Consider the following 26,173-nt stretch of genomic DNA (forward strand, 5'->3'; position numbering starts at 1 on the left):
CTATTTTAAATTAGTGGAATTTGAAACGAGTTTTTTTAGCCGTGTAATAGCGATATCGTCTTTTAATTTATTCTCGTTTTCTTCAACATTATATGGAATGATCCCAGCTAATTTCCCACCTTTTTTAAGCAAGAAAATTGCGGCTGTGTGATTATAGGTATAGTTATCATCATTTGTTCCGAGTACTTTTTCAGAAACAATATTAAAAGAAGTAACCATTTTATGAACTGCGTTAGGATCTCCACTTATACCAATAATTTTATCAGTAAAATTGCTTAAATACTCACGAAGCATCTCTGGTGTATCGCGTTCAGGGTCAACAGTGACAAACCATACACCTAATTTGTCAGCATCTGGACCAATTGCTGAAAGCCACCGACTGAGATCCATAAGCGTAGTAGGGCAAGTATCAGGGCACATAGTATAGCCAAAGAAGATTACTGCAGGTTTGCTTCGGATGTCAGCTTCAGTGACGATTTTACCATTAGAAGCAGTGAGTATAAAATTCTCACCCAAAGGCTTATTTCTAAACGCGTCATAGGTAAAAACACTAGCGAGAAATACAACTGTTAGCCCCAGTATGCGTATTACATTTTTCATAGATTGGCTCTCTTATATACAAGTATACAAGAGTTATAATGCTTATAACTTAATTTTGCAATCACCGTTTGGATAAAAAGCATGTATGTTGATGAGTATGCAAAAATATAACTATAAAAGATATTTTATCTAGATAAAGGATTGCATACTGTCATTTCGTATATTTTTATGAAAAAATGAATATGTGTTAAGAAAATTTTTTTGTTTTATAGACAATAAATTATGTACTTATGAGGAAATATTTTTATATATATGAAAAATCAAAGTAAATATTTATAAAATTTCACATTACTGTTAAACCTTCTTATCGTCGATTCGATCATTTTTGAAAATTTCTATTTTATCTAAAGTTTTAGCATCATCTTAATAAATTTTATCCCTATGCCATAAATCTTAGCTTTTTTAATTTTAATCATTTAGCATTGTTATAAGCTTTGTACTTTTTTTGAAGTACAAGCTTTTAAAAAATTTGTACTGCGTAAAGAACATCTTGACACTTTGGACAAAAACTTTGTAAAAAATAGAACGTATGGAAATAAAATTTTTTAGAGTTTAGAGATTAAATAAAGAATTTTTTTATGTCTAAAAAAATAGATGGAAATATAATAGTTAACGATAAAGAACTTGATCGTACTAAGCTTTTTAAGCTCTCTAAACGTATCAGTTCGGATGATTTTGGTGATTTTGTTGAAGATACTAAGAATTTGTCGGATGAAAATCTTCAGATTGCTACTGTTCAGGCTCGAATATACGACAAAAAAGATCATGATAAACTCAGAAAGTATGAACTTACAGACGAGAAAATAGAATTCGATTCTTATGAACTTTATCGCATTATAGCTCTTAGGGATTTTGGATCTGTAAAAGCAGGTGATCTGGGTGGTTTTATTGAAGCTGAATCTAATTTATCCCATGAAGGCGATTGTTGGGTTGGTGGTTTTGCTGTGGTTTACAACAAAGCTCACATTTATGGTAATGCCAGGGTTTATGGTAATGCCGAGGTTTATGGTAATGCCAAGGTTTATGAAAATGCCGAGGTTTATGGTAATGCCAGAGTTTTTGATGATGTCAAGGTTTATGGTAATGCCGAGGTTTATGGTAAGGCCGAAGTTTCTTACGAGGTTAAAATTTATGGTAATGCCAAGGTTTATGGTAATTCCGTTTTGTGTTGCAATGTTGAGGTTTTTGATGATGCCGAGGTTTATGGTAAGGCCAATCTTCATGGAGAGGTCAAGGTTTATGGTAATGCTGAGGTTTATGATAATGCCAAGGTTTATGGTCATGCCAAGGTTTATGGTCATGCCAAGGTTTATGAAAATGCTGTAGTCGATGATGCTACAATTTCTGACAATGCTGAGATTTATGGTGAGGCTGAGGTTATGGAGAGTGCTCAGATTGGTCATAATGCAAGGGTTTATGGGGAAGCCGAAGTTCGTGGTCATTCTAAGATTTTGCATAGTGCTAGAATTTATGGTCAAGCTCGGATTTGGAATAATGCTAAGATTTTCGGAAATGCTGAGATTTATGATGATGCCTTAGTTGAGGATAAGGCTTGCATTTATGGCAATGCTAAGATTCATGGTTCTGCTCGTGTTTGTGATTGTGCTATGGTTACAAAGGCTGCTGAAGTTTATGATGATGCTGAGATTGCTGGTAATGCGATGATTTGGGGTAATGCTGTAATTTACGGTACAGCTATAGTTCAAGATAACGCCAAGGTTTATGGAGATACTGAAGTTTATGGAAATGCCAAGATTTGCAACAATACTCAAGTTTATGGAAATGCTAAGGTTTATGATAATGCTGTGATTGAAGGTGATATTGAGATTTTTGGTAATGCTAAGATTTTCGGTGGTGTTAAGATTTATAATCGTGTTCAAATTTCTGGTAATGCTGAAGTTTTTGAATGTGCTAGGATTTCTGGTAATGCGATGATTTCTGGTAATGCGATGATTTCTGGTAATGCGATGATTTCTGGTAATGCATACATTTGTGGTAAAGCTCAGATTAGGGGCAATTCTAAGATTTACGGGAATGCCAAAATTTATGATAATGTCAAAGTTTATGATGGAGCACGAGTTTTCGGGGATATTAAAGTATATGGTGATGTTGAGATTCTAGATAACATGGAAATTTCTAACGATAATCAAATTAACGAAAAGAAAATTTATAGTGATATCAAAATTCGTAGAACTAAGTTTAAAGGGAGTTCTCTGGGGTTGTGATAATATTAAAGCGGCTAAAAGCTATAGTTTGCAATAATGTTATGATTTAGGGTACTTTTCGCTGTACAAATGGAGCGTCAGAGTTTTATAAAGTAAAATGCAGTTTTGCAGTTTTTTTATGCCAAAAATTAGTGAGAAATTGAGTCAAAAATTTCTTCTTAAAACAGAACAGATATCACTCTGATTAAGCAGTGATTTTAATCCGAAATTATTTAAGAAAAAACAAAGGTTTTTTTATTTTACTTAATTTGCAATTTAAGCAATGGTTATGAGCAAAGCGCACATAATATCTTTCTGTTTTGATCAACATGAAAAATAACAGATTGTCTTTATAAATCAACAATTTATAACTGCAATACGATGAAATGGTTTGAAAATTAAACTTCTATTTGGAAAGATAACATGTAGTACATTACACTAAGCTTTTGTTACAAAATTATCAATAACACGTTTTTCTCCGGCTTTATCGAAGAAGATAGTTAATTTATTACCATCTATTGCTTTAATTTGACCATAACCAAATTTTATATGAAAAATCCGATCATTTATAGAGAAAGCTGAGGATTTATCAGAGACTGATTTTGCAATGATATTTCCTTCAATATTTTTTTGTTGGCGGAGTTGGGTAATTCCAGGGTTTAAATCGATATCACCGTGGCAAATTCGCTCAACATGAGCAGCAGATTGTTTTCTCCAATTATTGCGTGTTGTTTCTGTTTGATTTTTTTGAGCGCGTTGCCATCTTGGTATTGAATAATTATTATGAAAAGAACTTTGCTTTTTGAAGCATGCTTGGCTATAACCACCATAAGATGTTTCAATTTCTGTTACTTTTATATGCTCTTCTGGTAATTCATTGAGGAAACGAGAAGGGATTGTAGATTGCCAAAGTCCATGAATTCGCCGATTGGACACACACCATATATGCAAGTATTTTTTTGCTCTTGTTATTCCTACATAAGCAAGACGTCGTTCTTCTTCTAATCCTGAACGACCACCTTCATCTAATGAGCGTTGATGAGGAAAGAGACCTTCTTCCCAACCAGGAAGAAAGACAGTTTCAAATTCAAGACCTTTAGCGGAATGAAGAGTCATGATATTAACTGCATTCATTTTTTCACTGCTTTCAGAATCCATTACTAGTGAAACATGTTCTAAAAAACTGCGAAGACTTTCAAATTGTTCCATAGAACGGATCATTTCTTTAAGATTTTCTAGTCGTGTTGGTGCTTCTGATGAACGATCTTCTTGCCACATTGCTGTATAGCCTGAATCATCAAGGATTATTTCAGCAAGCTCTGTATGTGGTGTGTGTTGTAACATGTTTTGCCAGCGGTAGAAGTTTTCTACAACATCTCGCAAAGCATTGCGTATTTTAGGTTTTAGCTCATCAGTTGAAATTATTTCAGCTGCAGCAACAAAGAGGGGAATAGAGCGTGCACGTGCGCTATTATAAAGATGACGTAGCGTTGCATTTCCTAGGCCGCGTTTGGGTATATTGATAATACGTTCAAAGGCTAGATCATCAGCTGGTTGGACAACAACACGTAAGTAAGCTAAGGCATCACGTATTTCCATTCGTTCATAAAAGCGAGGGCCACCAATAACGCGATAATTGAGACCAAGTGTGACAAAGCGATCTTCAAATTCACGCATTTGAAATGATGCGCGCACCAATATAGCTATATGATTTAATGAATGACCAGCCCGTTGTGCTTGTTCAATTTCTTGTCCAATAGCACGAGCTTCTTCTGCAGAATCCCACGCGGCATGAATTTTTACTTTTTCATCATCGCTATTTATCTGATCAGAAAAAAGCGTTTTTCCAAGTCTATCTCGATTATGAGAAATTAAATGAGAAGCAGTTTTTAAAATATGTGATGTAGAGCGATAATTCCGCTCTAAACGGATGATTTTTGCAGGAAAGAAATCTTGTTCAAAGCGTAATATATTATCGACTTTTGCACCACGCCACCCGTAAATAGATTGATCATCATCCCCTACACAACAAAGGTTAATTTGTTTTTCATGGCGTTGAGCCAAAAGACGGAGCCAGAGATATTGTGCTGTATTTGTATCTTGATATTCATCAACAAGAATATAGCGAAATTTATTATGATATTCGTGAAGAATATCTGGGTTATTTTGAAAGATGGAAATAGAATGCAGCAAAAGATCGCCAAAATCACAAGCATTAAGACTTTTTAGTCGATCCTGATAACTACGATAAAGTTCTCGTCCTATTCCATTGCCAAAGGAATGAGCATCGCCCTCTGAGATATGATTCGGCAAAAGTCCTTGGTTTTTCCAAGAATCAATCATCGCTGCTAAGTTACGTGCTGGCCAACGTTTATCATCTAATCCTTCAGCTTGAATGAGCTGTTTTAAAAGACGGGTAACATCGTCACGATCAAGAATGGTAAAATTGCTTTTTAAATCAACAAGTTCTGCATGACGACGTAGAATCTTTGCTCCAGTAGAATGAAATGTTCCAAGCCAAGGCATATCGTCAACAGTTTTACCAACAAGCTCACCAATACGTATTTTCATTTCATGTGCAGCTTTATTGGTAAAAGTAACAGCTAATATTTGTTTAGGATGTGCAAGCCCGAGATGCAAAATATGAGAAATACGAGTAGTAAGAACGCGAGTTTTTCCAGTACCAGCACCTGCAAGAACTAAAATGGGTCCTTCTGTATTTATGACAGCTTGTTTTTGTTCTGGATTCAGCTTTTCTAAATAGTCAGGCTCATATTGCGTGTTTTTGTTTTCTGCTAAAGTATGCGTAACTAACCTAGACTTATTTTCAGGTTTATAAGAAGACACGCCATTTTTAAGAGACGTTATATGATCAGAAAAATCACTCATTATAACTTTATCTAGTATTTTTTTGATTTGAACGCTAGATAAAAATTATTTGCTTAAAAACACAATACATAAAGTATAGAGATTACAAGAAAAGATAAAGATACAGTGTATGAAATAAGGGGCTATCAAAGATACATATATGTAATAAAGTTGCAAGCTTACTTTTATTTTCAATTATAATGGATGCATAAAAGTTGCAATGTAAAAGCGAATAGGGTTATTTCTCAAAATAAGCTTACATTGAAATTATAGAAAAATCATATTTTGCGATGAAATCAAAAAAGATTTCTTGGAGAAAAGAGCTTTTGATTAATGAATAATATCATTCTTATCTGTTTTCATTCATCGCTAGAGAGACGATTTTGATCAAGAAATTTTTGGGCTTTTAGAGTTCCTTTTTTATCAAAAAGTTTTTCAAGTTTGGTCCGTCCAAAACGATAGCGATTTTCCTCTGCATGAATGGCTCGTTCTATACGTTTTTTCTGTTTTCGAAATTGACGAAGATTAATTAGTACAACCATAGAGTAATTCATTTATTTTTTTCGGAAGGAGTCCAAAGAAACAATATTAGCACTCTGCTTAGAATCATTGCTTGATGATTCTTTTTCCGTTTTGAGAGTTGATATTTTTGTCGATATATTTTCCTTTTTTTGTTTATCTGAAGGCATAACAGAGGAACATGAAGCATTTTCTAGATTTTTACTCTCTCCTGAAGTGAGGTTAGAGGGAAGATCAAACGCTGTTTCAAAAGCTGCTATAGGATCATAAAAAACTTGGATAGAATTAAAAGGGATAACCAGTTTTTCAGTAATTTCTCCAAAGGAAAGTGTTACTTCAAAAGCAGTTTCTGATACACTTAGATCTCTAAATTGGTGTTGCAATACGATGGTCATTTGATCAGGGTAGCGCTTTTGAAGCCGAGGAGAAATTTTTATTCCTGGTGCGTTTGTTAAGAAAGTGATAAAAAAATGATGATTACCTGGAAGTCCTGCTTTGGCTACTTCCAATAAAACTTTTCGGATGACTCCGCGAAGTGCATCCTGAACGAGAATGTCGTAACGGATCTGATCTTGAACCATCGAAGGTTATTCCTCTTAATATGCAGTGATTAAATATGAATAATACAGTGCAATAACATGTTTTTGAAAGCTAGCAACATTTTATTTACTGCGCACCTAATTAATCAAGAAAAACACGAGTTTATTTCAAATATCGTCTGGCAGGTCAAAATATATAAGTCATAAAAGTGAAGGCTTCTGTTGCCAGGTGCCTTCGAACCCCGCTTAGACCTGCGACGGTTTAAGACTTAGTTTGAAGCTTTCGCATTGCTTAAGCAGCAACGAGACGTGCTTCCGCATAGTTGTCATTTGCAACTACTCATTTAGCCCGATAACGGTGGTACAATGCCGAGTAAAAGAGCAATCTTTACACCCTTGTCGATCCTGTTTCGCCCCCATAAAAATATAATCTTTGTTTGATTATATTTTGGTGGAGGCGCCGGGTACCGCCCCCGGGTCCAATTGGTTTATTTCATTGTCCATTTATTACCATAGCTGAAAAGACAGCCTTTTAAATATAAACGAATAACAGTTTTTAGAAAAGGGGGGATTGTTAATATTTTAAATCCTCTAATTATTGAGATAGAGATATGATGTGGTTGTATATAGTTACTGATTGTTAGAAGGACTGCAAAATGATGTATGATCTAGAAGATATTAAATTGTATGATGTAAATCCTGATGAAGCTGTAATAGAACGACTTAGACGTCGTTTAACTTTGGTAATGAGTCATCAAGATGCATCGCTAGTTTCCACATCCGATCAAAAAGAGTTAGAGCGTGTTGAAAAATGGGCCCAAAGTGTATTGGATGTTGATAAGGAAAACGCAAAAAAAGCTGTTTCAAAAGTTGCTGAAATGATGTCGGGAGATCGCAAAAAAAATCGTGTGACTTTTTATTATCTGATTGCCAAGCAGGTTAATGCGCTTGGTAAAATTTGAATATTTAAAACTAAATCTTATATTATAATTTCAAAAAAGCCTAAATTTCTTTAGACTTTTTTTTGTTTACTATGAAAATATTTAGTGAATATCATCACCTTGGAGGTATCCACTTTTTCTGGCATCAGGCATTAAAAGAACTGCGATGAATGCAATAACCATCATGCCAGTTATATAAAGATAAAAAATAGATTCATATCCAATATCTTTTAATAAAAGTGCTACAGATTCAGCGGAGCCACCAAATAATGCGTTGGCGACAGCATAAGATAAACCAACACCCATTGCTCGTATTGAAGCTGGAAACATTTCTGCTTTAACGATACCAGAAATGGATGTATAAAAACTAATAATACATAACATTCCAATAAGGATTAATAACGCAACCCATGAATTGTTAGTATTACCAATCATTTGAAGCCCAGGAATTGTGAAGATCACAGATAATACACTCCAAATAAGAAGTGAAGTTTTTGTTCCAATTTTGTCAGCTAAAGCACCAAATGCTGGTTGAATTAACATAAAAACAAAAAGTGCAGCAGTCATTATAGTTGTAGCTGTATGCTTATCAAATCCAGTAGTTGTAATGAGATATTTTTGCATATAAGTTGTATAGGTATAAAATGTTAGTGATCCTCCAGCTGTAAAACCAATCACTAGAAAAAAGGCTTTTCGATGGTTACGCCAAAGTTCTCTAATACTACCAGCTTGTTCTTTAGAGCGGCTCTCTTTAGTTGTTGTTTCATGAAGTGAACGACGAAGATAAATCGCAACAATGGCTCCTAATCCACCAATAGCAAATGGGATACGCCAACCCCATGCTTTTAGTTGTTCCTCTGTGAGATAAAGCGCTAAAATAAATATAACAAGGCTGGCAAGAAGTTGACCACCAATCAATGTAGTATATTGAAAAGAGCTAAAAAATCCTCGTTTGTTTTTGATAGCAATTTCGCTCATATAAGTCGCTGTTGTTCCATACTCACCGCCAACAGAAAGTCCTTGAAGCATTCGGAGTAAAAGCAAAAAAACTGCTGCTAAGGCTCCAATAGTTTCATAAGTAGGAAGTATGGCAATGAGGAATGAACCGCCACACATCATAAAAACAGAAATAAGCATTGAACGCTTGCGTCCATAACGATCAGCAATGAAGCCAAAGAGCCATCCACCGATCGGACGCATAAGAAAGCCAATAGCAAAAACTACAGCAGCTTTAAAAAGCTGGAGTGTAGTGTTGCCGTCTGAAGGGAAAAATTGCGATGCAAAATAAATTGAAGCAAATGAATAAACATAAAAGTCATACCACTCTACTAAATTACCTGAGGCGCTAAATATGATAGACCGAATACGTTTTTTTGTATCATGTAGTACTAAAGTTCCTTCATTCTCCATGGAGATCGTCCCTCTTTAATTAAGTTGCTTACAGTTTGCTTCTTACAATTTGAATCATTAAAATTCAATCGTATAATGGTAATTTCTTGTAAGTAAATCATTTTGATGCTTATTACATTGCATTTTTGTGAATTTTAAGTTTCTATTTTATGCAGTAGGCAGAATCGGGCATAAACATTAATATGAAAGCATATCTTGATCTTTTATTCCATGTTTTAAAAAACGGTATTGATCGCTTGGATCGAACCGGTGTTGGGACGAGGTCGGTTTTTGGATATCAAATGCGATTTAATTTACAGGATGGATTTCCACTGTTGACAACAAAAAAACTGCATTTGCGTTCAATTATCTACGAGCTTTTATGGTTTCTTAAAGGTGATACAAATATTGCATGGTTAAAAGAACATGGTGTATCCATTTGGGATGAGTGGGCTGATAAAAAGGGGGATCTTGGGCCTATTTATGGTTATCAGTGGCGCTCGTGGCCTACACCGGATGGGCGTAGTATTGATCAAATAAAAAATCTTTTAGCTATGATTAAACAGAATCCTGATTCACGTCGTTTAATTGTATCAGCGTGGAATCCTGCAGCGATAGAAGAAATGGCTTTACCTCCTTGTCATTGTTTGTTTCAATTTTATGTTGCTGCTGGCAAATTATCTTGTCAATTGTATCAGCGTTCAGCAGATGTCTTTTTGGGTGTTCCATTTAATATTGCTTCTTATGCATTATTGACAATGATGATTGCTCAAATAACCCATTTACAAGTAGGAGATTTTATTCATACTCTTGGTGATGCTCATCTTTATTTGAATCATTTTGAACAGGCAGAACAGCAATTATCTCGTACACCGAAAGCGTTACCATCAATGCTTATCAATCCAGAAGTAAAAAATCTTTTCTCTTTTACATTTAAGGACTTTGAGTTGCTGAATTATGAAGCTTTTCCACATATCAAAGCACCGGTGGCAGTATGACTCTTCCAGTTTGTTTGATTGCAGCTGTGTCACAAAATAATGTTATAGGTTGTGCGGGTGCAATGCCTTGGCATTTATCAACAGATTTGCAACGTTTTAAAGCTTTAACTTTAAATAAGCCTATTATTATGGGACGGAAAACTTGGGATTCTCTTGGACGCCCTTTACCAGACCGCACGAATATTGTTATTACTCGCAATCGTACGTTAGCCTCTGAAGGTGCCGTTATTGTTCATTCTTTATCTCAGGCTCATCATGTTGCAGAACAGGTGGCCTTCCAGAGTGGTGCAGATGCAGTTTTTATTATTGGGGGTAGTGAAATTTTTCAACAAGGGTTACAGATAGCTGATAAAATATTTTTCACGGAGATCCTAGCTTTTATTGAGGGCGATAGTTTTTTTCCTTTTTTTGATAAAGAAAAGTGGACTATTATTAAAACACAATATATTCCAGAAGGTGATAAAGACGATTATCCGACGCGTTTTGTGATTTATGAGCGGAAATGATCGTTTGAGATATTGAAAGTATTTATTGTTTACATTGTAAAAAAATAATAAGCGCTTTAAACTGAAATCAAAGATCAAGTTTTGTAAATTATTAAAATTTGATTAAAAACATTAATTTAAATGAGGTAATAATGCCCTGGACAAATCAAAACGGTAGTGGCCCATGGAGTGGCGATAGAAATAAATCCGATGGGGATAAAAAACTATCGCCTAAAAAACCTTTCGGTTCTGGTGGTAGTAATGGTCCTAATATTGATGATATTTTTCGTAAAGGGCAGGATCAGCTTAAGCAGTTTGGTGGCGGTTCTGTTTTTATTATATTGTTTTTTCTTGCTTTCTGTTTTTGGTGTTTTCAATCTATTTATATCGTTCAACAAAATGAACAAGCTGTGGAATTGCGTTTTGGCGTTCCTAAAGAAGGCATTATCAGTGATGGTCTACATTTTCATTTTTGGCCAATTGAAACTTATATGAAAGTACCTTTAACAGAAAAAACCATTGCTATTGGTGGCCAGTCTGGTCAATTACAACAAGGTGAAGGTTTGATGCTTTCTAGTGATCAGAATATCGTTAATGTTAATTTTTCTGTGTATTATCGAATTTCAAGTCCCAGCCAGTTTTTGTTTAATGTGAATGACCAAGAAGGTACGGTTCGTCAAGTTGCTGAAAGTGCAATGCGTGAGGTGATTGGTTCACGGCCAGTTGATGATGTTTTGCGTGATAAGAAAGAAGAAGTTGCTGATGACGTCAAAAAAATCATCCAATTGACTTCAGATAAATATCAACTTGGTGTTGAAATAAATCGTGTGTCAATCAGTGAGGCTGCTCCTCCTACTAAAGTTGCTGCTGCGTTTAACTCTGTTCAACAGGCAGAGCAGGAACGGGGGCGAATGATTGAAGAGGGTAATCGTGTGCATTTTACTAAGATGGGTTTAGCAAATGGTGAGGCTTCTCGCACACGGGAAGTCGCAAAAGGTGAAAAAGCGCAGATGATTGAAGAAGCAATAGGACGTTCTGAACGTTTTCAAGCTATAGCGCGTGAAGCTGCGACTGCACCAGAGGCTGCTCGCTATCGTCTCTATATGGAGACGATGGGGCGTATTCTTTCTTCTCCAAGAAAGGTAATTTTGGATCAAACAGCTTCTCCAACGGTATCTTATTTACCTTTAAATGAATTGCTAGGCAGTTCATCAAATAAAACAATAACAAAATCAAAGCATTCTGTAATACTATCGGACTCTGACCTTTCTAAGGGATACTAATTATGCAGCAATCTCGTTTCTTTTTTATTTTAGGGACTGTCATATTTGTTTTTGTAACCTTATGGATGTCTGTTTTTATTGTTTATCCTCGTCAACAGATAGCGATTAAGCGCTTTGGACAAATTGTTAATGTAGAACCTAAGCCGGGTATTTATTTTAAAGTGCCTTTTTTTGATCATACTGTTATTATTGATAATCGGTTGTTGCGTTATGACTTACCTACACAGTCTGTTCAGGTTCGTGGTGGTGCATATTATGAAGTGGATGCATTTTTTATTTACCGTATTACAAATCCGAAACTATTTTTACAGCGCATTGCATCTGGTCGTCCACAGATTGCTGCGCGTGAAAATCTTGCACCCCGTTTTATTGATGCTTTGCGCGCTGTTTATGGTAAGCGAGAATTTAGAGCAGCTTTATCCGATGAACGTGGGGCGATGATGGCTGAGGTACAACGCCAATTTTCTGTAGATGCAGGCTCTTTGGGTATCACTATTGTTGATGTGCGGATTCGCAAAACTGATTTAACTGATGCTGTTTCAGAGGATGTGTATCGACAAATGGCAGCTGAACGTGAGGCTGCAGCAGAAGATATTCGTGCTCGTGGTCAGCAAGAACGGGATCGCATTATTGCAGAAGCTAATCGTAGATATGAGGAAATCGTAGCAACAGCGAAACGTGACGCTGAAATTACCCGTGGTGAAGGGCAAGCCGAAAGTATTCGTCTTTTATTGAATGCACGAAAAGTTAATCCGGCATTTTACGATTTTTGGTTAGCAATGGAACAGTACAAGAATTTAGAGAATACTTCGATGGTGATTTCTCCACAAGAAGACTTCTTTTTTTATTTCCGTAATCCGCCACAAGCAAATAAGATATTTGCGCCTGTAGAGGTATTGGATAATAAGATGGTGATTGATAAATAGGTAAAGTCATCGTAAGATCATGTTATTTCATGAAAAATTCAATCTATGAATTCTTCCTTTGATGATGAAAGTGGTGTGATATTGTAGAGGGCGTGCTAGTTTCATATAAATGTGTATTATAGGTAAAAATATGTTTCTCAAGCGTTTTACTACGGTAGCTGCTATTTCTATAGTTGTGTTTTTATCGGGATCAATAAGTTGGTCTAATGTTGTTTTGCAACAAGATGGACCATTATCAGTGCCTGATTTAGTTACAACGCTTTTAGATACTGTGGTGAATATTTCTACAACGCAAACAATTGATGGGACTGAGCAGGATGAAGATACCTCTTTGCCAATCATTCCAAAAGATTCATTATTGCAAGAATATTTTGATGATTTTTTTACACCTGGAGATGATAAGAAAGGTAGCCAATTTCAAAAAATGCGTTCTTTAGGATCGGGTTTTGTAATTGACGCACAAAAAGGCCTTATTGTTACAAATTATCATGTTATCGTTGATGCTGATTATATTGAAGTTAATTTTGCTGATGGCACAAAGTTAAAGGCAAAATTGCTTGGGAAAGATAGCAAAACAGATTTAGCTTTACTTCAGGTTGAGCCAAAAGGAAAAAAATTAACGGCTGTACGTTTTGGTAGATCAGAAAACGCACGTATTGGCGATTGGGTTATGGCTATAGGAAATCCTTTTGGTTTTGGTAGTAGTGTAACGGTTGGAATTATTTCTGCACGTAATCGTGATCTTAATGCTGGTCCTTATGATAACTTTATTCAAACAGATGCAGCGATTAATCGAGGTAATTCTGGAGGTCCATTATTTGATAGAAATGGTGAGGTGATTGGGATTAATACAGCAATTGTTTCTCCTTCTGGTGGATCGATAGGTATTGGTTTTGCTATACCCTCTGATATGGCTCTTTCTGTTATTAACCAGTTACGTAATTTTGGAGAAGTAAAACGTGGTTGGTTAGCTATCCGAATTCAACCGGTTACAGATGATATTGCGAAAAATTTAAAACTCGATAACACTGTTGGAGCATTAGTTGCAGGTAAAATAGAAAATGCGGAAGTTGATAATAGTCAGCTACATGTTGGTGATATTATTCTTTGCTTTGGAAATACCAAAATTAAAAATATACATGATTTGCCGCGTTTAATAGCAGAAGGTTTAGAAGGGCAAGTAGTCAATGTTATAGTTTTGCGTGATGGGCAAGAGAAAACAGTGAAAGTTAAGCTTGGTCGTTTGGTGGAAACAGATTTGGATGAAAATATAATAGAAAAGTCTGGTGATAAAGAAAATAATAATGTACCTAAAAAGATCGAAATGCAATTTATGGGAATGACGTTATCGGAACTGACAGCTGATTTGCGTCAACGTTACTCAATTGCAGAGAAGCTTAATGGGTTGATTATAACATCTGTTGCACAAAATAGTGTAGCTGATAAAAAACGTCTTCGCGTTGGTGAAGTGATTGTTGATATTAATCAAAGCATGATCACAACAATTGAAGATGCTAAAAAACGTTTTCGTAAATTACGTGAAGCTGGGCGTAAAAATGCTTTATTTGTTGTTGCTCGTCCGGATGGCGAATTGCGGGTTGTATTAATCCAAATGGATTGATGTTTAATATTTTTGTCTGTTATTGCTTATAACAGCGATGTTTGCAGAAAAAAATGAAGGCATTGCTTGTCATGATACAAAGGACAATCACATTGATAGCGGGCCCAACTGCAAGTGGTAAGTCAAAACTTGCATTAAAAATAGCTCAAGAAAAAAATGCTGTTATTATTAATGCTGATTCAATGCAAATTTATGATACCTTGAATATTTTGACAGCACGACCAACAGAAGATGATACTATAATTTTTCCCCATTATCTTTATGGTTATATAAGTCCTTCTCTTAGTTATTCTGTGGGACAATGGTTACGTGATGTAGAAAAGCTTTTAAATGTAATAACATCGAAGTCACTTATTTTTGTTGGTGGAACAGGTCTTTATTTTCGTGCTCTTTTGCAAGGAATTTCAGAAATTCCTGATATTCCAGATGTTTGTCGACAAAAATGGCGGCGTCGACTTCAAGAAGAAGGTGCTGAGAATCTATATCGTCAGTTATTACAGGTTGATTCTGCACTCTCTAAGCGTATTTGTGCGCAAGATGGTCAACGCATTATACGTGCTTTGGAAGTTTATGATGTGACGGGTAAAACACTTAGTTGGTGGCAAAAACAAAAAACTACATCTTTGATTGCAAAGGATTGTTCAGAAAAGATTCTTCTCATTCCACCACGTCAACAGCTTTATGAGAACATTAATAAGAGACTGGATCATATGCTTGAACAAGGAGTTTTAGAAGAGGTTTTTATTATAAAGCAGCTTATGCTTTCTCCTTTATTGCCAGCTATGAAAGCTATTGGTTTATCTGAGTTTATCGCTTATTTAGACGGATATTTAAGTTTTGAGAATGCTATTGAGACGGTGAAAACAAAAACTAGGAGATATGCAAAAAGGCAAATGACGTGGTTTCGTAACCAATTAAATGGGGAATGGAAGATTATCGCTGCATAAAAATATTGAAAGCTTGAAGATAGCTTAAAAAGAAGAGAATATTTTAGACGAAATTTCTTTTAAAGATAATTGTATGAAGACAGAAAGGCGTGACAATTAAAATTTAAAATATTTTATTTTAGTAGCTTTATTTGTGAAATGATTGAGAAGATTTCAGAATTGTTTAATTATGTATGTGTAATATGTTTAACTGTTGTAAGTATACTTACAGGTTTAGTAATAATAGGTTTTATTTTACGAAATGTCATACATATAAGAATTTTTTACTTAAAGTAATGTTGGTTTTTAGAGCGCTTGCACTTTTTGTACGAATCTTATTTTATAGGTTATGCAGTTTTCACCAGAACAGGATAATGCATTAAAGGCTGTAGCCGCGTGGTTGAAAAATGGGAAATCACCTATTTTTCGGCTTTTTGGTTATGCAGGAACTGGAAAAACAACACTTGCTCGTTATTTTGCTGAAACAGTTGATGGTCCTGTTCAATTTACTGCGTTTACAGGTAAGGCAGCCCAAGTTTTGCGTTCTAAGGGAGCCAGTAATGCTCGTACCATTCATTCATTAATTTATTGTCCTCGTGGCGAAGAAGAAGTGTCTGATGAAATAACAGGTAAAACATCCCTTACACCAACATTCGCATTGAATCGACAAAGTCCAGTTGCACAAGCTAAACTTGTTATTGTTGATGAATGCTCAATGGTCGATGAACAATTAGCGCGTGATTTAATGAGTTTTCGAACACCAATTCTTGTTCTTGGTGATCCTGATCAATTACCTCCCATATCAGGAGGAGGTTTTTTCTCTGAAAGTGCACCAGATTTTCTGTTATCAGAAATTCATAGACAAGCGCGTGATAATCCAATTATTCGTTTGGCTATGGATGTGCGTGAGGGACGCGATATTTCTTATGGAGATTATGGTTTAGCGCGTGTTGTTACTCGTAAAGAGGTTACCCAACAATTAGTACTGGAAGCTGATCAACTTTTAGTAGGTATTAATCGAACGCGTTATCTTTATAATAAACGTTTACGTGAATTAAAGGGATTTACAACCGATTGTCCACAGGTTGGAGATAAACTTGTATGCTTACGAAGTGATCCTACTAAAGGTTTATTGAATGGTTCTTTATGGAAAGTTATGACTTCACAGAAAGAAACTGTTAAGCCAGGCATAAATCTTATTATTAAGCCAGAAGATAGTGAACGTGGTGTGGCAAAAGTTAAACTTCTGAAAGCAATCTTTGAGAATCCTGATAATCAAATTTCGTGGCAATTAAAAAAACGATATGATGATTTTGATTATGGATATGCATTAACTGTCCATAAAGCTCAGGGGTCTCAATGGGATAATGTGGTTTTATTTGATGAAAGTTTTGCATTTCGTGATATGTACGCACGATGGCTTTATACAGGAATTACACGGGCAGCAGAGCGCTTAACAATTGTTCGATAGCTCAAGAATATTTTATTGTTTGATATTATGCTGAGATATGTTTTTTCTTAATATCAGAAGATTATAGAAGTGGGGTAGTGTGTGGCAATAAAACTTTCAGTTAATCTTAATGCTGTTGCCGTTTTGCGCAATAGGCGTAATCTTCCATGGCCAAGTATTGAAAAAATTGGATATATAGCACTTTCTGCAGGTGCAGCAGGTTTGACGGTTCATCCCCGTCCGGATGAAAGACATATCCGTTTTGTTGATTTACCCAAAATACGTTTTTTAATGAATAATGCTTTTCCTAGTGCTGAATTTAATATTGAAGGTTATCCAAGTGATACATTTTTAGATTTAGCAGAGAAATATGCTGATCAAATTACTCTTGTTCCTGATTCTCCAGATCAGTCAACTTCGGATCATGGTTGGGATTTTGCTAGCAGTGCAGAATTTTTAGCGCCTATTATTCAGCGCTTAAAAGCAAAAAATATTCGTGTGTCATTATTCGCTAATACAGTTTTAGATGATCTTGAGATCGTTAAAGCTATTGGCGCTGATCGTGTAGAATTTTATACTGGACCTTATGGTGGTGCGTTTGATGATGAAGAAAAGCAAATACAGGAGCTAGATAAATTAGTTCTAGCAGCACAAAAAGCAAGGCAATTACAATTAAATATTAATGCAGGTCATGATTTAACAATTGCTAATCTTCCTGCTCTTGTTAATCGAATTCCTTGGATTAATGAAGTTTCTATTGGTCACGGGCTTATCGCTGATGCATTAGAATATGGGATGCATGAAACTGTTCAGCGTTTCATTCAATTATTGGTATAAATTATCTATTCAAGAAATTGTAACGATGTATTGTATTTAGTATCTAAAGACTTTTATGTCATTGTTGAAAAGTACTATTTATTATGCAATAGCTTAGATTCTTACTTAGCTATTAAAATTATTGCTTTCTGCAGCAAAAGCACAACAATATTAGGAAAGAAATCTAGAAAAGATGAATTGAGATCAGATTTGAATAAAATAATTTTGCAATTTTAATTAAGATCTGGTGGGTAATGTCTTTTCTAAAGGTAAATTAACTTCAGTTGGAATATAAATATATTTATTTTAAATTAAAAAAGCTCCTAATTTTTAATAATTAAAAGTATAAGGGAATGCTTTGTTTAATTATCTCAATCACTTAAAAAATTATTTTGTTATTAGATTATAGTTTTTAAAGCTCAATATGTAATTAATAAAATAAAAAAAATAATATTAATTAATGCTTGATGATTTCAGTACAGAACTATAGAAAGTTATAAATTCAGCAATATTTTAATTATTTTTTATAACTGTATTATTTTTACTGCAGATTCATTGAAAAAACTATGTTACATTACGTGCTTTAGTGATCATGTAGAATTTTATATGTCCGCTTTTATCTATAGTGCAGAAAATAGGTTTTATGTATTCTTATCAATCGTCTATTATTTCATCGGTTATTTCTTTACCTAAACTTTCAGGTATTATAAGTGATTTTTATGCAGGTTCAAATATTGATATTAACAATAGGTTTGTTTTGGGCTTTGAAAAAATTATGTAACATTCTGTGCTTTAGTGACCGGAGGGTATTATGAAGTATTTAATAGCATTTTATCTATTTATATGTCAGTTTCTATCTGTAGTGCAGGCGACAGGTTTTGTGTATCCTTATCAATCGTCTATTATTGCACCGGTTATTTCTTTGCCTACTTTTTCATGGACGGGTTTTTATTTTGGTGGGAAAGTTGGTGGTTTTTCAGGTTACACTACTTCCAATCTTATAGACAAAAGTGGCGTAGAGTACGATATTAATAAAAATCAATCATTACCTAAACTTTCAGGTATTGTAAGTGGTTTTTATGCAGGTTCAAATATTGATATTAACAATGGGTTTGTTTTGGGCTTTGATACAAATATAGGCTGGTATGGTGCAAAGGATATAAAAATTATTGATATTAATAAATTTTTACAAAATTATGATGGTGCTGAGGTAAGGGATGTTGTTAAGCTAGATTTTGCTGTAAAACAAATTTTACAACAAAAATGGCTTGGTGCTACACGGGTGCGTATCGGGTTTGGTGTTGATCGTGTTATGCCTTATGTTGCTGGTGGTGTTTCTTATACACATTTTCAGAGTACTTATTCAAAGTCTCCTTTGCCATTAAAAAGTAATTCATTATCTGAAGAATCAAGAGAGTCTTCTATAGTACGAGTTTCTAAGTCAGTTTCTAATGCCAAGATAATGACTGGTTATACAATTGGTGGTGGTTTAGATTTTGCAATGACTGATAATTTTGTTTTACGTGCTGAATACAATTATTCAGATTTTGGTAAAAAGAAAATTATAAATAATAGGATTAAAATTAGCCATAAAATCAATGACTTTTCTGTTGGTGTAGCTTATAAATTTTGAATTTTATTAGCTTATTAAAAGGCTTTATCAAAGATGAGGCTCTTATCTGTGTATGTTATAAAAGTTATTTGTTTCAATACACAGAAAAAGGATTACTGAATATAAATCATTAATTAGATGATGAAATTTTTTAGGTATTATTAGCTAATATGAATGAAGAAAATTATGGATTAACGTCTATTAATTTCGCGAAGTTTATTTGATTTTATGCAATTTTTTATAAGTTAAGAGAGAATCTGATATAATAAGTGTTTAGTGTCAAAACAGTATTAGAGTATAAGGATACGTATCTTTTTTATACCAGCGTATTAAAAAGCGAAGCAGAGTGTATGAAAATATCATCTGATGATTTTTATAATTTTCAACACAAAGAAATTACAATGGTATTATGAATTAGGAGATATAAATCATGAATTTTTATGTAAATGAAAGATGCGCTTTATTATCTTAAAAGATTTAAAATTTTATAAAGATATATATGGGGGAATTTTACAGATATAAATTATAAGGTATTTGTTATGAAGAAAAGTGAAATGGTGGTAACCTTAGAACAGCCTGAGATGTGTAAAGAGTGTTCGCCTTATCATTATACTTATCTTAATAGTGTAGTGCTGAAAAATAAATATGGAATCACAGACCTTGATAAGTTAGAGGTGAGACATGCGCATGATACAGCAAAAGAAGCTGTTAATTTGCTGCAAGAGCCTAATCCAGAGCGATTTGATTCTTCCTATCTAAAGTATTTGCATGGTCGTTTATTTCAGCATACATTTGAATGGGCTGGGTGCACCCGTAATGTTCCATTTACATTTTCAGATGGCACGACCGCTATGATGCTCGGCATGTCAAAAAGCGATTCCGATGTTAAGTTTGCGTCTGGTAAACAGATTGAGGAAAGTTTAAAATTATTCGATCTAACACTTGCTCAGAAAAATAATTTACAAGGCTTATCACGTGAGGAATTTATTCATGAAGCAGCAGAACTGTTTGCTATGATCAATTATATACATCCTTTTAGAGAAGGTAATGGACGCACACAACGAGTGTTTTTTGTAAAGCTTGCCAGAGCTGCGGGCCATAAACTTGATTTCTCTGTTGTGACAAAAAAGCGTATGACATATGTGAGTGTTATGTCTATAAGAAATCAAGATATAAGGCCTTTGGAGCATTTGTTTGAAGATATTTCCAATCTAAAAAAGGTGGGAATTTTAAAGCAATGCATAAGAGACTTGAAAGAGATGAAGGCAGTTGGGAATGTCCAGTTGGAGGACAAACTTATTATAGCTGCAAGAGAAGGTGTGCTCTATAAGGGGGTCTGTAGATTCATTGATCTAGATCGCATTGTAGTAGAAACAGAAAATGCTTATGTAAGCTGCTGTAAAGATTGTTTTACACCGAAACAATTCAGCACATTCAAGCTTGGTGATAAGGTCACTTTTAAAGTTCTAGATACTAAAGAATTTAAAGAAATTTTTATCCCAGGAGAAAAATTAGATAATTTGACGAAAAATGAAATTACTAAAAAGCTTACAGAGCATATCTCTGTGCAAGCGCAACAAAAAAAAGTCCAACATTATGCAAGAATTATTTATGGAAATGCGGATGAATTGAATGGAGTGATGCGCATAATTCGGATACAGCCAATTTTGGTAGAAACGTTTGCTAAATGGATTATGGATTCTTCCGCTGAGTATCGTAATAATAAAATATTTAGTGTAAAGAATTTCGTACGCAAAAAAACTGACCATACTGAGAATTTGTGTAAACTTGTTGATGCAGTTAAAAATTATGCAAGTGTTATAAAAGCTTCTAGACGTGAAATCCTTAAAGAGCATCAAAGAAGACAAAAACGTTGTGCGCAAGTAGTAAAAATGCCGGCCAAGACAGTGCAACGCTTTCTTGATATGCCAGAAGAGATGTGGCCAGAAGCTTTGAAATTAGAGGCTCATCTGCTTATTAATGCGGATCTTTGTGATTTTATGGTTAAAGTTAATTCTCGTCTTTCGCCACATGAACGTGAAGCGATGGATAGTAATAATTATGAAGAACTCGCTCAAAATATTAACATACCAATCTGCAAAGCAAAAGAAATTACAGAAGTCGTTAAGAAAGCCAAAGAATTACAAAAGCAATTACGGGTAGTTAGAATGAGTCGTTTAAATACAATGTCTATAGCTTGTTAAAATATATTCTTTCATTTCATTTTATAGGAGGAATTTTGAAAAAGATCTCTCAAAATCGAGGTGTCTAAATGTCAGATGTTGTTTCATTTGAGATATGAAGAAAAATGCTATGATTAGTTTTTTATTGCTGAATTCAAAGAAAGAGTGTGTGGAAGCTTGAAAGGCTTAGTTAATGCTCTTGCTTGTATTTAAGCGGAAAAATTTAGAAGTACTAAGGAAGGTGTTGGTCTGCAATTTTATTTGCATGATTAGAATCTATTTAATAACAGTGTAATAGCGTGACAAAGGTAGTTTTTAGTTATGTTAAAGAAAAATTGATACAAAATATAGCGCTGATGGCGAGAAGACTACTTAAAGTACTTCATTGTTCTCATGTGTCAAACTCATGAATCAGTGTAGGGGGGCGCTTATTTAACACGCATCATTGATTATTCCGTAAAGACCTTTAAAAATCACAATGAGATTAGTATCGACTCTATAATCTCAAGCTTCGTTTCTTGTTTTTTTCTATAGATGTAAAAAATTGATCAGTTGATGTTGATCTATGGTTTTCAGAGAGGAGGAGTCTAGCTATTTCAACTAAACCAGCTTCTCTTTCATAGATAGGATCGTTTTACTTTAACCAATGATCAAATACAGTTGCAAGGTTCCAAGATAAGAATTCCCAAACTTGGTTGGGTTCGTCTGCGAGAACAATTGCGATTTCAAGGCTTTAACAGCTTACTTGTAATCTACTTATATCTATGTAATAATATGCATTATGGATAGATTTGTTGGGATAGGTAAAGCCATAATTTGGCTATTAGACTTGAAATGGCTGGTGTAAGCACTGCACGTGCTTGGCTAGCTATGCAAACAAACTACGATTTAGCGCAGGCGCTAAAAAATACCCAGCCCGTAGTACGTCCTCTTTGTCATATTCCATTTCAACCTCCTCTACAATCATAAAGGACGAATTTTTATATCGAAAAGGATAAACTTAAAATCTATTTTTTCTTTTTATCATTTTTTCCAGAGTTATTATAGAAATGGATTAAAAATTGTAAAACATCACCGAGAGTTAAAAGATTTTGTCCGGGCGGCGTCAATTCTTCAGCAAGTGCACGAAATTCTTCATCAACCTCTGGCCGTACTGCAAGAGTGATACGGTTTGTTTTCATACTGCGACGCTTAGAACGTCCATCAACAGAACCAGATTTAGTTAAAATAAACTCTTTTACCTTTTCAAAAGATCCATGACGGGTTGTAAAACCACTTTGTTGAGCAATCTTATCAATATCTTGTTTATTGCGTTTGAGAGCTTTTGTTGTAGGTTCTAAAGTGGATAAATTATTCAAAATTGAAAATGTTGGCTTACGTTCTTTTATCATGACATTATTCCTTCGATTTTTAATGCTTGCACAATATCAGCAGCAACTTGCTCAGCGTTTTCTATAGCAGACGCAACATTTGATACATCCTCTTTATTGAGCTGATAAAGAGTACATCCAAAACTAAAGATAGAAGAAAAAGCAGCCTTATTCATCATTCCATGTTCTAAAACAGGAAGTTTTGCTTCAGTCAATTCTTTGCGAATTTCTTTTTCTTCTCGAGTTTGTATAACAGAGCTTTTTGAGAACATAATGCGATAAGGGATATTACTCCGTCTGGCTCTTCCCTCGCGAGCTATAAAAGAAACAACTTTTGCTGCTTCACGACTATCAAGTTTTGTTCCAGACATAGGAATAATAACCATATCGGAACGGCTAATAGCATATGACGCTGTTATATTTGCTGATCCTTCAAGATCAACAATAACGAAACTATGAGTACTAACTGCTTCATCTATGACGTCCAGAATAGTGTTTTCATTAATCCCTCCTTGAACATCTATATTAAGTGGATCATGAGTGCTAGCATTTTGCCACCACTCATCAGCAATAGGTTGATTAGGATCAGTATCAATTATTTTAACTTTTGATCCATGTTGAGCCAAAACTTGTGCAAGAATAAGTGCTGATGTTGATTTTCCAACACCACCTTTTGTTGAGCAAAATACAATTGTTGGCATACACAAAAGCCTTACTTATGTTTTACAGATGCTATATGTATACACAGCATACATTTAACATATGCTTAACATACATACTGTTTAAGGTTATTGACATGAACCTACAGCTGTAAATAGCACGAACAACTATCTATAATTATTCATTAAATATTTACTAAATATTTTGTACGTAAATAATAAATAATTACTATTTATTTTATTTGCCATTGGATGGCTATAGCACGCAAAAATACGAATAGCTGTTTCAAAACTTATATGATGCTTTTTAAAACAGAATAAAAAACGTCCCGTACGGGTTTATTTTATTGCAATAAAAACAAAAAATGATAAAATCATCCCGAAAGGGATGATTATGATGAAAACCAAAATAAAAATATTGGGTTTGATTGTTAAAAACACACGCAAAAAACAAGGATTAACGCAAGAGCAATTAGCCGCTACATCAGAGGTTGGTGTACGATTTATACGTGATTTAGAAAAAGGAAAAGAATCTTGTCAAGTTGGAAAAGCCATACATGTGCTTGCAATGCTAGGTCTTGACATTAAAATTGGAAATGAAAAATTATGACCCGTACACTTGATGTTTATTTGCATACAAAACGCATCGGTCAATTGCATCAAGAAAACAGTGGAGATCTCATTTTTCTCTACGATAGAGACTATTTGCAACAAGACTTACAAGGTATTTCTGTCTCTCTTCCTCCACGTGTTGAAGCTTATAAAGGTCAACCAGTAAAAGCTTTTTTTTCTGGTCTCTTACCTGATGAAAGTGTAAGACAGCGTCTAGCAACTTACTTAGGTCTTTCTGAACAAAATTCTTTTGCCTTACTTAAAGTTGTTGGTGGAGATTGTGCTGGAGCTCTCGCTTTATATCCACATGGACAAGTTCCAAATTTGCCAACTAATGATATAGAAACCCTCGATGAAGCTCAATTAAAAGAAATACTTGAGTGTATTAAACGTCGTCCAATGCTTGCTGGAGATGATGGTTACAGATTATCTCTTGCTGGAGCGCAAGATAAATTAGCAGTTGGCTTTAAAGATAACCATGTTCAGCTCATTAAAGGAGGCGCACCAACTACTCATATTTTGAAACCGCTAATTGAACATATTAATGATAGTGCGCATAATGAACTTTTCTGTATGAAATTGGCAAAAATCGTAGGCATTAATGTGCCAGAAGTGCATTTACATTTTGTAAATAATACACCTTATTATCTTATCACTCGATATGATCGTCAGATATCTTCCAATGGAGTGGTGTTGCGTATTCATCAAGAAGATTTTTGTCAGGCACTTAGTATTTCTCCAGAATTTAAATATGAATGTGAAGGAGGACCTAGTATTGCTGCGTGTCAAAACATTATCTTTCAACACACGTTGCATCCTGCTGTTGATCAACTTAATTTCCTTAATATAGTTATTTTTAATTATTTAATTGGTAATGCTGATGCACATGGTAAAAACTTTTCATTACTTTACAAACGGAAAAAACCAGAACTTGCTCCTGCATATGATTTATTAAGCACAGCTATTTATGCAAATTTATCTCAAAAAATGGCTATGAAAATAGGAGGAGAATATATACCTAAAAATATATATTTGCGTCATTTTTATAAACTGGTTTCGGATACTAAAGCTGCTCAATTGTCGTTTAAAAAGCAAATAAAAAGAATGACTGTTTTAATCAATGATAAAGCAATAAAATTAAAAAAAGAACTCGAGAGTGAAGGTTTGCGTTCTGAAGTCTTTGATGCAATCATCAATATTATTCAAAAACGTTCTCAACATTTAAAACTTTAATTTTCCTTCTTTAACTCATCATAAATGATAAAATCTCACAATGTTATGGATAAACAGTTAAATATTTACTAAATATTTTGTACGTAAATAATAAATACTTCTTATATCAACTATTATTTTCGTTCAGAAATAACTTTATGTATCCTCTGATGAGGTATCGTAATATCAAACGGTAAACGACCTTCCTCAGCAACACGTAAACATGTTAAACGAATGAGATCAGACATACTTAAGCCCATCTGTTCCAGTGTCTTTGTTGCTTTTTCTTTCATTTCTTTGGGAATACGAGCACGTACGATAGCATCAGCTTTCATCTAAAATACCTTATTTTCTCTTGCTATTATAATGTAGTTACATTATGGTGACAACTAAATTTTAAAACTCTATAATAAAGAGAGAGAAATCTTAGAATTTAAAAAATAAGTTGATGATACGGGGGGATGAATGGCGCTTAACCAAAGTAATAGCCAAGCTTTTAATTTAAATAAAAAGAAAAATATCACAACTGTTATTAAAAGAAGCGTTTTTTCAGCAATAAAGAAATTCCTTATACTTTTTCTTTTATGGATTAATACTCCATTAAAAATATTCTTTCCCTTTTTATCGATATTAAGCTCTTTCATATCGGCTGTAAGCTTTGTCGCAATAATAGTATTTTCCATTCACATATCAATGTCCACAACAGGTTGGACAGAAGAAATGATATATTTTATTTTTGTTGTTTCCATAACTAGTTTTGTTTTCTTCGTTCTAAGTATATGTCATCAAAAGCTTAATCTATATTATAAAAAGCTTATGTACTGTTTTTATAAGTTTTTATTATAAATAATTAATGCCCAAGTCTCATTTGGTGAAAATATAATAAAGAGGGAAAAAATGAAAAAAATTATTTTATTCTGTATAATGGCATTATTTACATTAACTGTCGTAGGATGTGAT

The 26,173-nt window shown here is 34.2% G+C and carries 23 protein-coding genes, 1 other RNA gene and 1 pseudogene; 15 read left to right on the plus strand and 10 right to left on the minus strand.

Features of this window, described 5'->3' with window-relative positions:
- Nucleotides 1-600 (minus strand): SCO family protein, encoded by a 600-nt coding sequence (locus tag ACJTDF_RS01320; protein ID WP_407965816.1) that lies wholly within the window; start codon nt 598-600, stop codon nt 1-3.
- A gap of 578 nt (nt 601-1,178) precedes the next feature.
- On the opposite strand from ACJTDF_RS01320, the gene ACJTDF_RS01325 reads away from it, so the two are divergent.
- Nucleotides 1,179-2,825, plus strand: a complete 1,647-nt coding sequence (locus ACJTDF_RS01325) for a hypothetical protein (RefSeq protein ID WP_407965817.1) — start codon at nt 1,179-1,181, stop codon at nt 2,823-2,825.
- 417 nt (nt 2,826-3,242) lie between these two features.
- Here the strand turns inward: ACJTDF_RS01325 and ACJTDF_RS01330 are convergent, their stop codons facing one another.
- The 4 genes from ACJTDF_RS01330 to ssrA all read right to left on the minus strand — a co-directional run bounded on the left by ACJTDF_RS01330 (nt 3,243) and on the right by ssrA (nt 7,298).
- Nucleotides 3,243-5,693, minus strand: a complete 2,451-nt coding sequence (locus ACJTDF_RS01330) for an ATP-dependent helicase (RefSeq protein ID WP_407965818.1) — start codon at nt 5,691-5,693, stop codon at nt 3,243-3,245.
- A 338-nt stretch (nt 5,694-6,031) separates the two neighbouring features.
- Entirely contained in the window at nt 6,032-6,214 is a 183-nt protein-coding gene (locus ACJTDF_RS01335; protein WP_407965819.1) for a DUF4169 family protein, read from the minus strand.
- A gap of 12 nt (nt 6,215-6,226) precedes the next feature.
- Nucleotides 6,227-6,772: an SspB family protein gene (locus ACJTDF_RS01340; RefSeq protein ID WP_407965820.1), complete on the minus strand. Its 546-nt coding sequence runs from the start codon at nt 6,770-6,772 to the stop codon at nt 6,227-6,229.
- 166 nt (nt 6,773-6,938) lie between these two features.
- Nucleotides 6,939-7,298, minus strand: a transfer-messenger RNA (tmRNA) gene (gene ssrA / locus ACJTDF_RS01345).
- An 88-nt stretch (nt 7,299-7,386) separates the two neighbouring features.
- On the opposite strand from ssrA, the gene ACJTDF_RS01350 reads away from it, so the two are divergent.
- Nucleotides 7,387-7,692 carry a DUF2853 family protein gene (locus ACJTDF_RS01350; RefSeq protein ID WP_407965821.1) on the plus strand — a complete coding sequence of 102 codons (306 nt, stop codon included), beginning with the start codon at nt 7,387-7,389 and terminating at the stop codon, nt 7,690-7,692.
- Between the two features lie 81 nt (nt 7,693-7,773).
- On the opposite strand, the gene ACJTDF_RS01355 is transcribed toward ACJTDF_RS01350, so the two are convergent.
- Nucleotides 7,774-9,081, minus strand: coding sequence for an MFS family transporter (locus tag ACJTDF_RS01355; RefSeq protein ID WP_407965822.1), 1,308 nt, complete (start codon nt 9,079-9,081; stop codon nt 7,774-7,776).
- A gap of 182 nt (nt 9,082-9,263) precedes the next feature.
- Between ACJTDF_RS01355 and ACJTDF_RS01360 the strand changes: the two genes are divergently transcribed.
- From ACJTDF_RS01360 to ACJTDF_RS01410, 11 genes and pseudogenes are all read left to right on the plus strand, one after another.
- On the plus strand, nt 9,264-10,058 hold the full coding sequence (locus ACJTDF_RS01360; protein ID WP_407965823.1) for a thymidylate synthase: 795 nt from the start codon (nt 9,264-9,266) through the stop codon (nt 10,056-10,058).
- The gene (locus ACJTDF_RS01365) at nt 10,055-10,564 is read left to right on the plus strand and encodes a dihydrofolate reductase (protein ID WP_407965824.1); all 510 of its coding nucleotides are present in this window, start codon (nt 10,055-10,057) and stop codon (nt 10,562-10,564) included. The genes ACJTDF_RS01360 and ACJTDF_RS01365 overlap by 4 nt, the downstream gene beginning before the upstream one ends.
- A 131-nt stretch (nt 10,565-10,695) precedes the next feature.
- Nucleotides 10,696-11,826: an FtsH protease activity modulator HflK gene (gene hflK, locus ACJTDF_RS01370; protein WP_407965825.1), complete on the plus strand. Its 1,131-nt coding sequence runs from the start codon at nt 10,696-10,698 to the stop codon at nt 11,824-11,826.
- Between the two features lie 2 nt (nt 11,827-11,828).
- Nucleotides 11,829-12,752 (plus strand): protease modulator HflC, encoded by a 924-nt coding sequence (hflC, locus tag ACJTDF_RS01375; protein ID WP_407965826.1) that lies wholly within the window; start codon nt 11,829-11,831, stop codon nt 12,750-12,752.
- 130 nt (nt 12,753-12,882) lie between these two features.
- Nucleotides 12,883-14,373: a Do family serine endopeptidase gene (locus ACJTDF_RS01380; RefSeq protein ID WP_407965827.1), complete on the plus strand. Its 1,491-nt coding sequence runs from the start codon at nt 12,883-12,885 to the stop codon at nt 14,371-14,373.
- 71 nt (nt 14,374-14,444) lie between these two features.
- Entirely contained in the window at nt 14,445-15,320 is an 876-nt protein-coding gene (gene miaA, locus ACJTDF_RS01385) for a tRNA (adenosine(37)-N6)-dimethylallyltransferase MiaA (protein WP_407965828.1), read from the plus strand.
- A 328-nt stretch (nt 15,321-15,648) separates the two neighbouring features.
- Complete coding sequence (locus ACJTDF_RS01390) at nt 15,649-16,770, plus strand: ATP-dependent RecD-like DNA helicase (protein ID WP_407965829.1); 1,122 nt, start codon at nt 15,649-15,651, stop codon at nt 16,768-16,770.
- A gap of 81 nt (nt 16,771-16,851) precedes the next feature.
- A complete protein-coding gene (locus tag ACJTDF_RS01395; protein ID WP_407965830.1) occupies nt 16,852-17,586 on the plus strand; it encodes a pyridoxine 5'-phosphate synthase in 735 nt (244 codons plus the stop codon).
- A gap of 790 nt (nt 17,587-18,376) precedes the next feature.
- Nucleotides 18,377-19,198, plus strand: a complete 822-nt coding sequence (locus ACJTDF_RS01400; RefSeq protein WP_407965831.1) for an outer membrane protein — start codon at nt 18,377-18,379, stop codon at nt 19,196-19,198.
- 518 nt (nt 19,199-19,716) lie between these two features.
- Nucleotides 19,717-21,381, plus strand: a complete 1,665-nt coding sequence (locus tag ACJTDF_RS01405) for a BID domain-containing T4SS effector (protein ID WP_407965832.1) — start codon at nt 19,717-19,719, stop codon at nt 21,379-21,381.
- 786 nt (nt 21,382-22,167) lie between these two features.
- Nucleotides 22,168-22,329, plus strand: a pseudogene (locus ACJTDF_RS01410) (transcriptional regulator); the annotation flags it as partial.
- A 38-nt stretch (nt 22,330-22,367) separates the two neighbouring features.
- Here ACJTDF_RS01410 and ACJTDF_RS01415 read toward each other — a convergent pair.
- Together ACJTDF_RS01415 and ACJTDF_RS01420 are read right to left on the minus strand one after the other, a co-directional pair.
- Nucleotides 22,368-22,751, minus strand: coding sequence for a hypothetical protein (locus ACJTDF_RS01415; protein WP_407965833.1), 384 nt, complete (start codon nt 22,749-22,751; stop codon nt 22,368-22,370).
- Nucleotides 22,748-23,431, minus strand: coding sequence for a ParA family protein (locus ACJTDF_RS01420; RefSeq protein WP_407965834.1), 684 nt, complete (start codon nt 23,429-23,431; stop codon nt 22,748-22,750). The genes ACJTDF_RS01415 and ACJTDF_RS01420 overlap by 4 nt, the downstream gene beginning before the upstream one ends.
- Before the next feature lie 352 nt (nt 23,432-23,783).
- On the opposite strand from ACJTDF_RS01420, the gene ACJTDF_RS01425 reads away from it, so the two are divergent.
- Together ACJTDF_RS01425 and ACJTDF_RS01430 are read left to right on the plus strand one after the other, a co-directional pair.
- Entirely contained in the window at nt 23,784-23,999 is a 216-nt protein-coding gene (locus tag ACJTDF_RS01425; RefSeq protein ID WP_407965835.1) for a type II toxin-antitoxin system Y4mF family antitoxin, read from the plus strand.
- A complete protein-coding gene (locus tag ACJTDF_RS01430) occupies nt 23,996-25,234 on the plus strand; it encodes a type II toxin-antitoxin system HipA family toxin (protein ID WP_407965836.1) in 1,239 nt (412 codons plus the stop codon). Before ACJTDF_RS01425 ends, ACJTDF_RS01430 begins: the two co-directional genes overlap by 4 nt.
- A 113-nt stretch (nt 25,235-25,347) precedes the next feature.
- On the opposite strand, the gene ACJTDF_RS01435 is transcribed toward ACJTDF_RS01430, so the two are convergent.
- Nucleotides 25,348-25,548, minus strand: coding sequence for a type II toxin-antitoxin system RelB/DinJ family antitoxin (locus tag ACJTDF_RS01435; RefSeq protein WP_407965837.1), 201 nt, complete (start codon nt 25,546-25,548; stop codon nt 25,348-25,350).
- Nucleotides 25,549-25,617: 69 nt separating this feature from the next.
- Nucleotides 25,618-25,896, minus strand: coding sequence for a hypothetical protein (locus ACJTDF_RS01440; protein WP_407965838.1), 279 nt, complete (start codon nt 25,894-25,896; stop codon nt 25,618-25,620).
- Nucleotides 25,897-26,173 lie beyond the last annotated feature (277 nt).

Origin of the sequence: Bartonella bennetti, assembly GCF_045945445.1 — a bacterium.
GTDB lineage: Bacteria > Pseudomonadota > Alphaproteobacteria > Rhizobiales > Rhizobiaceae > Bartonella.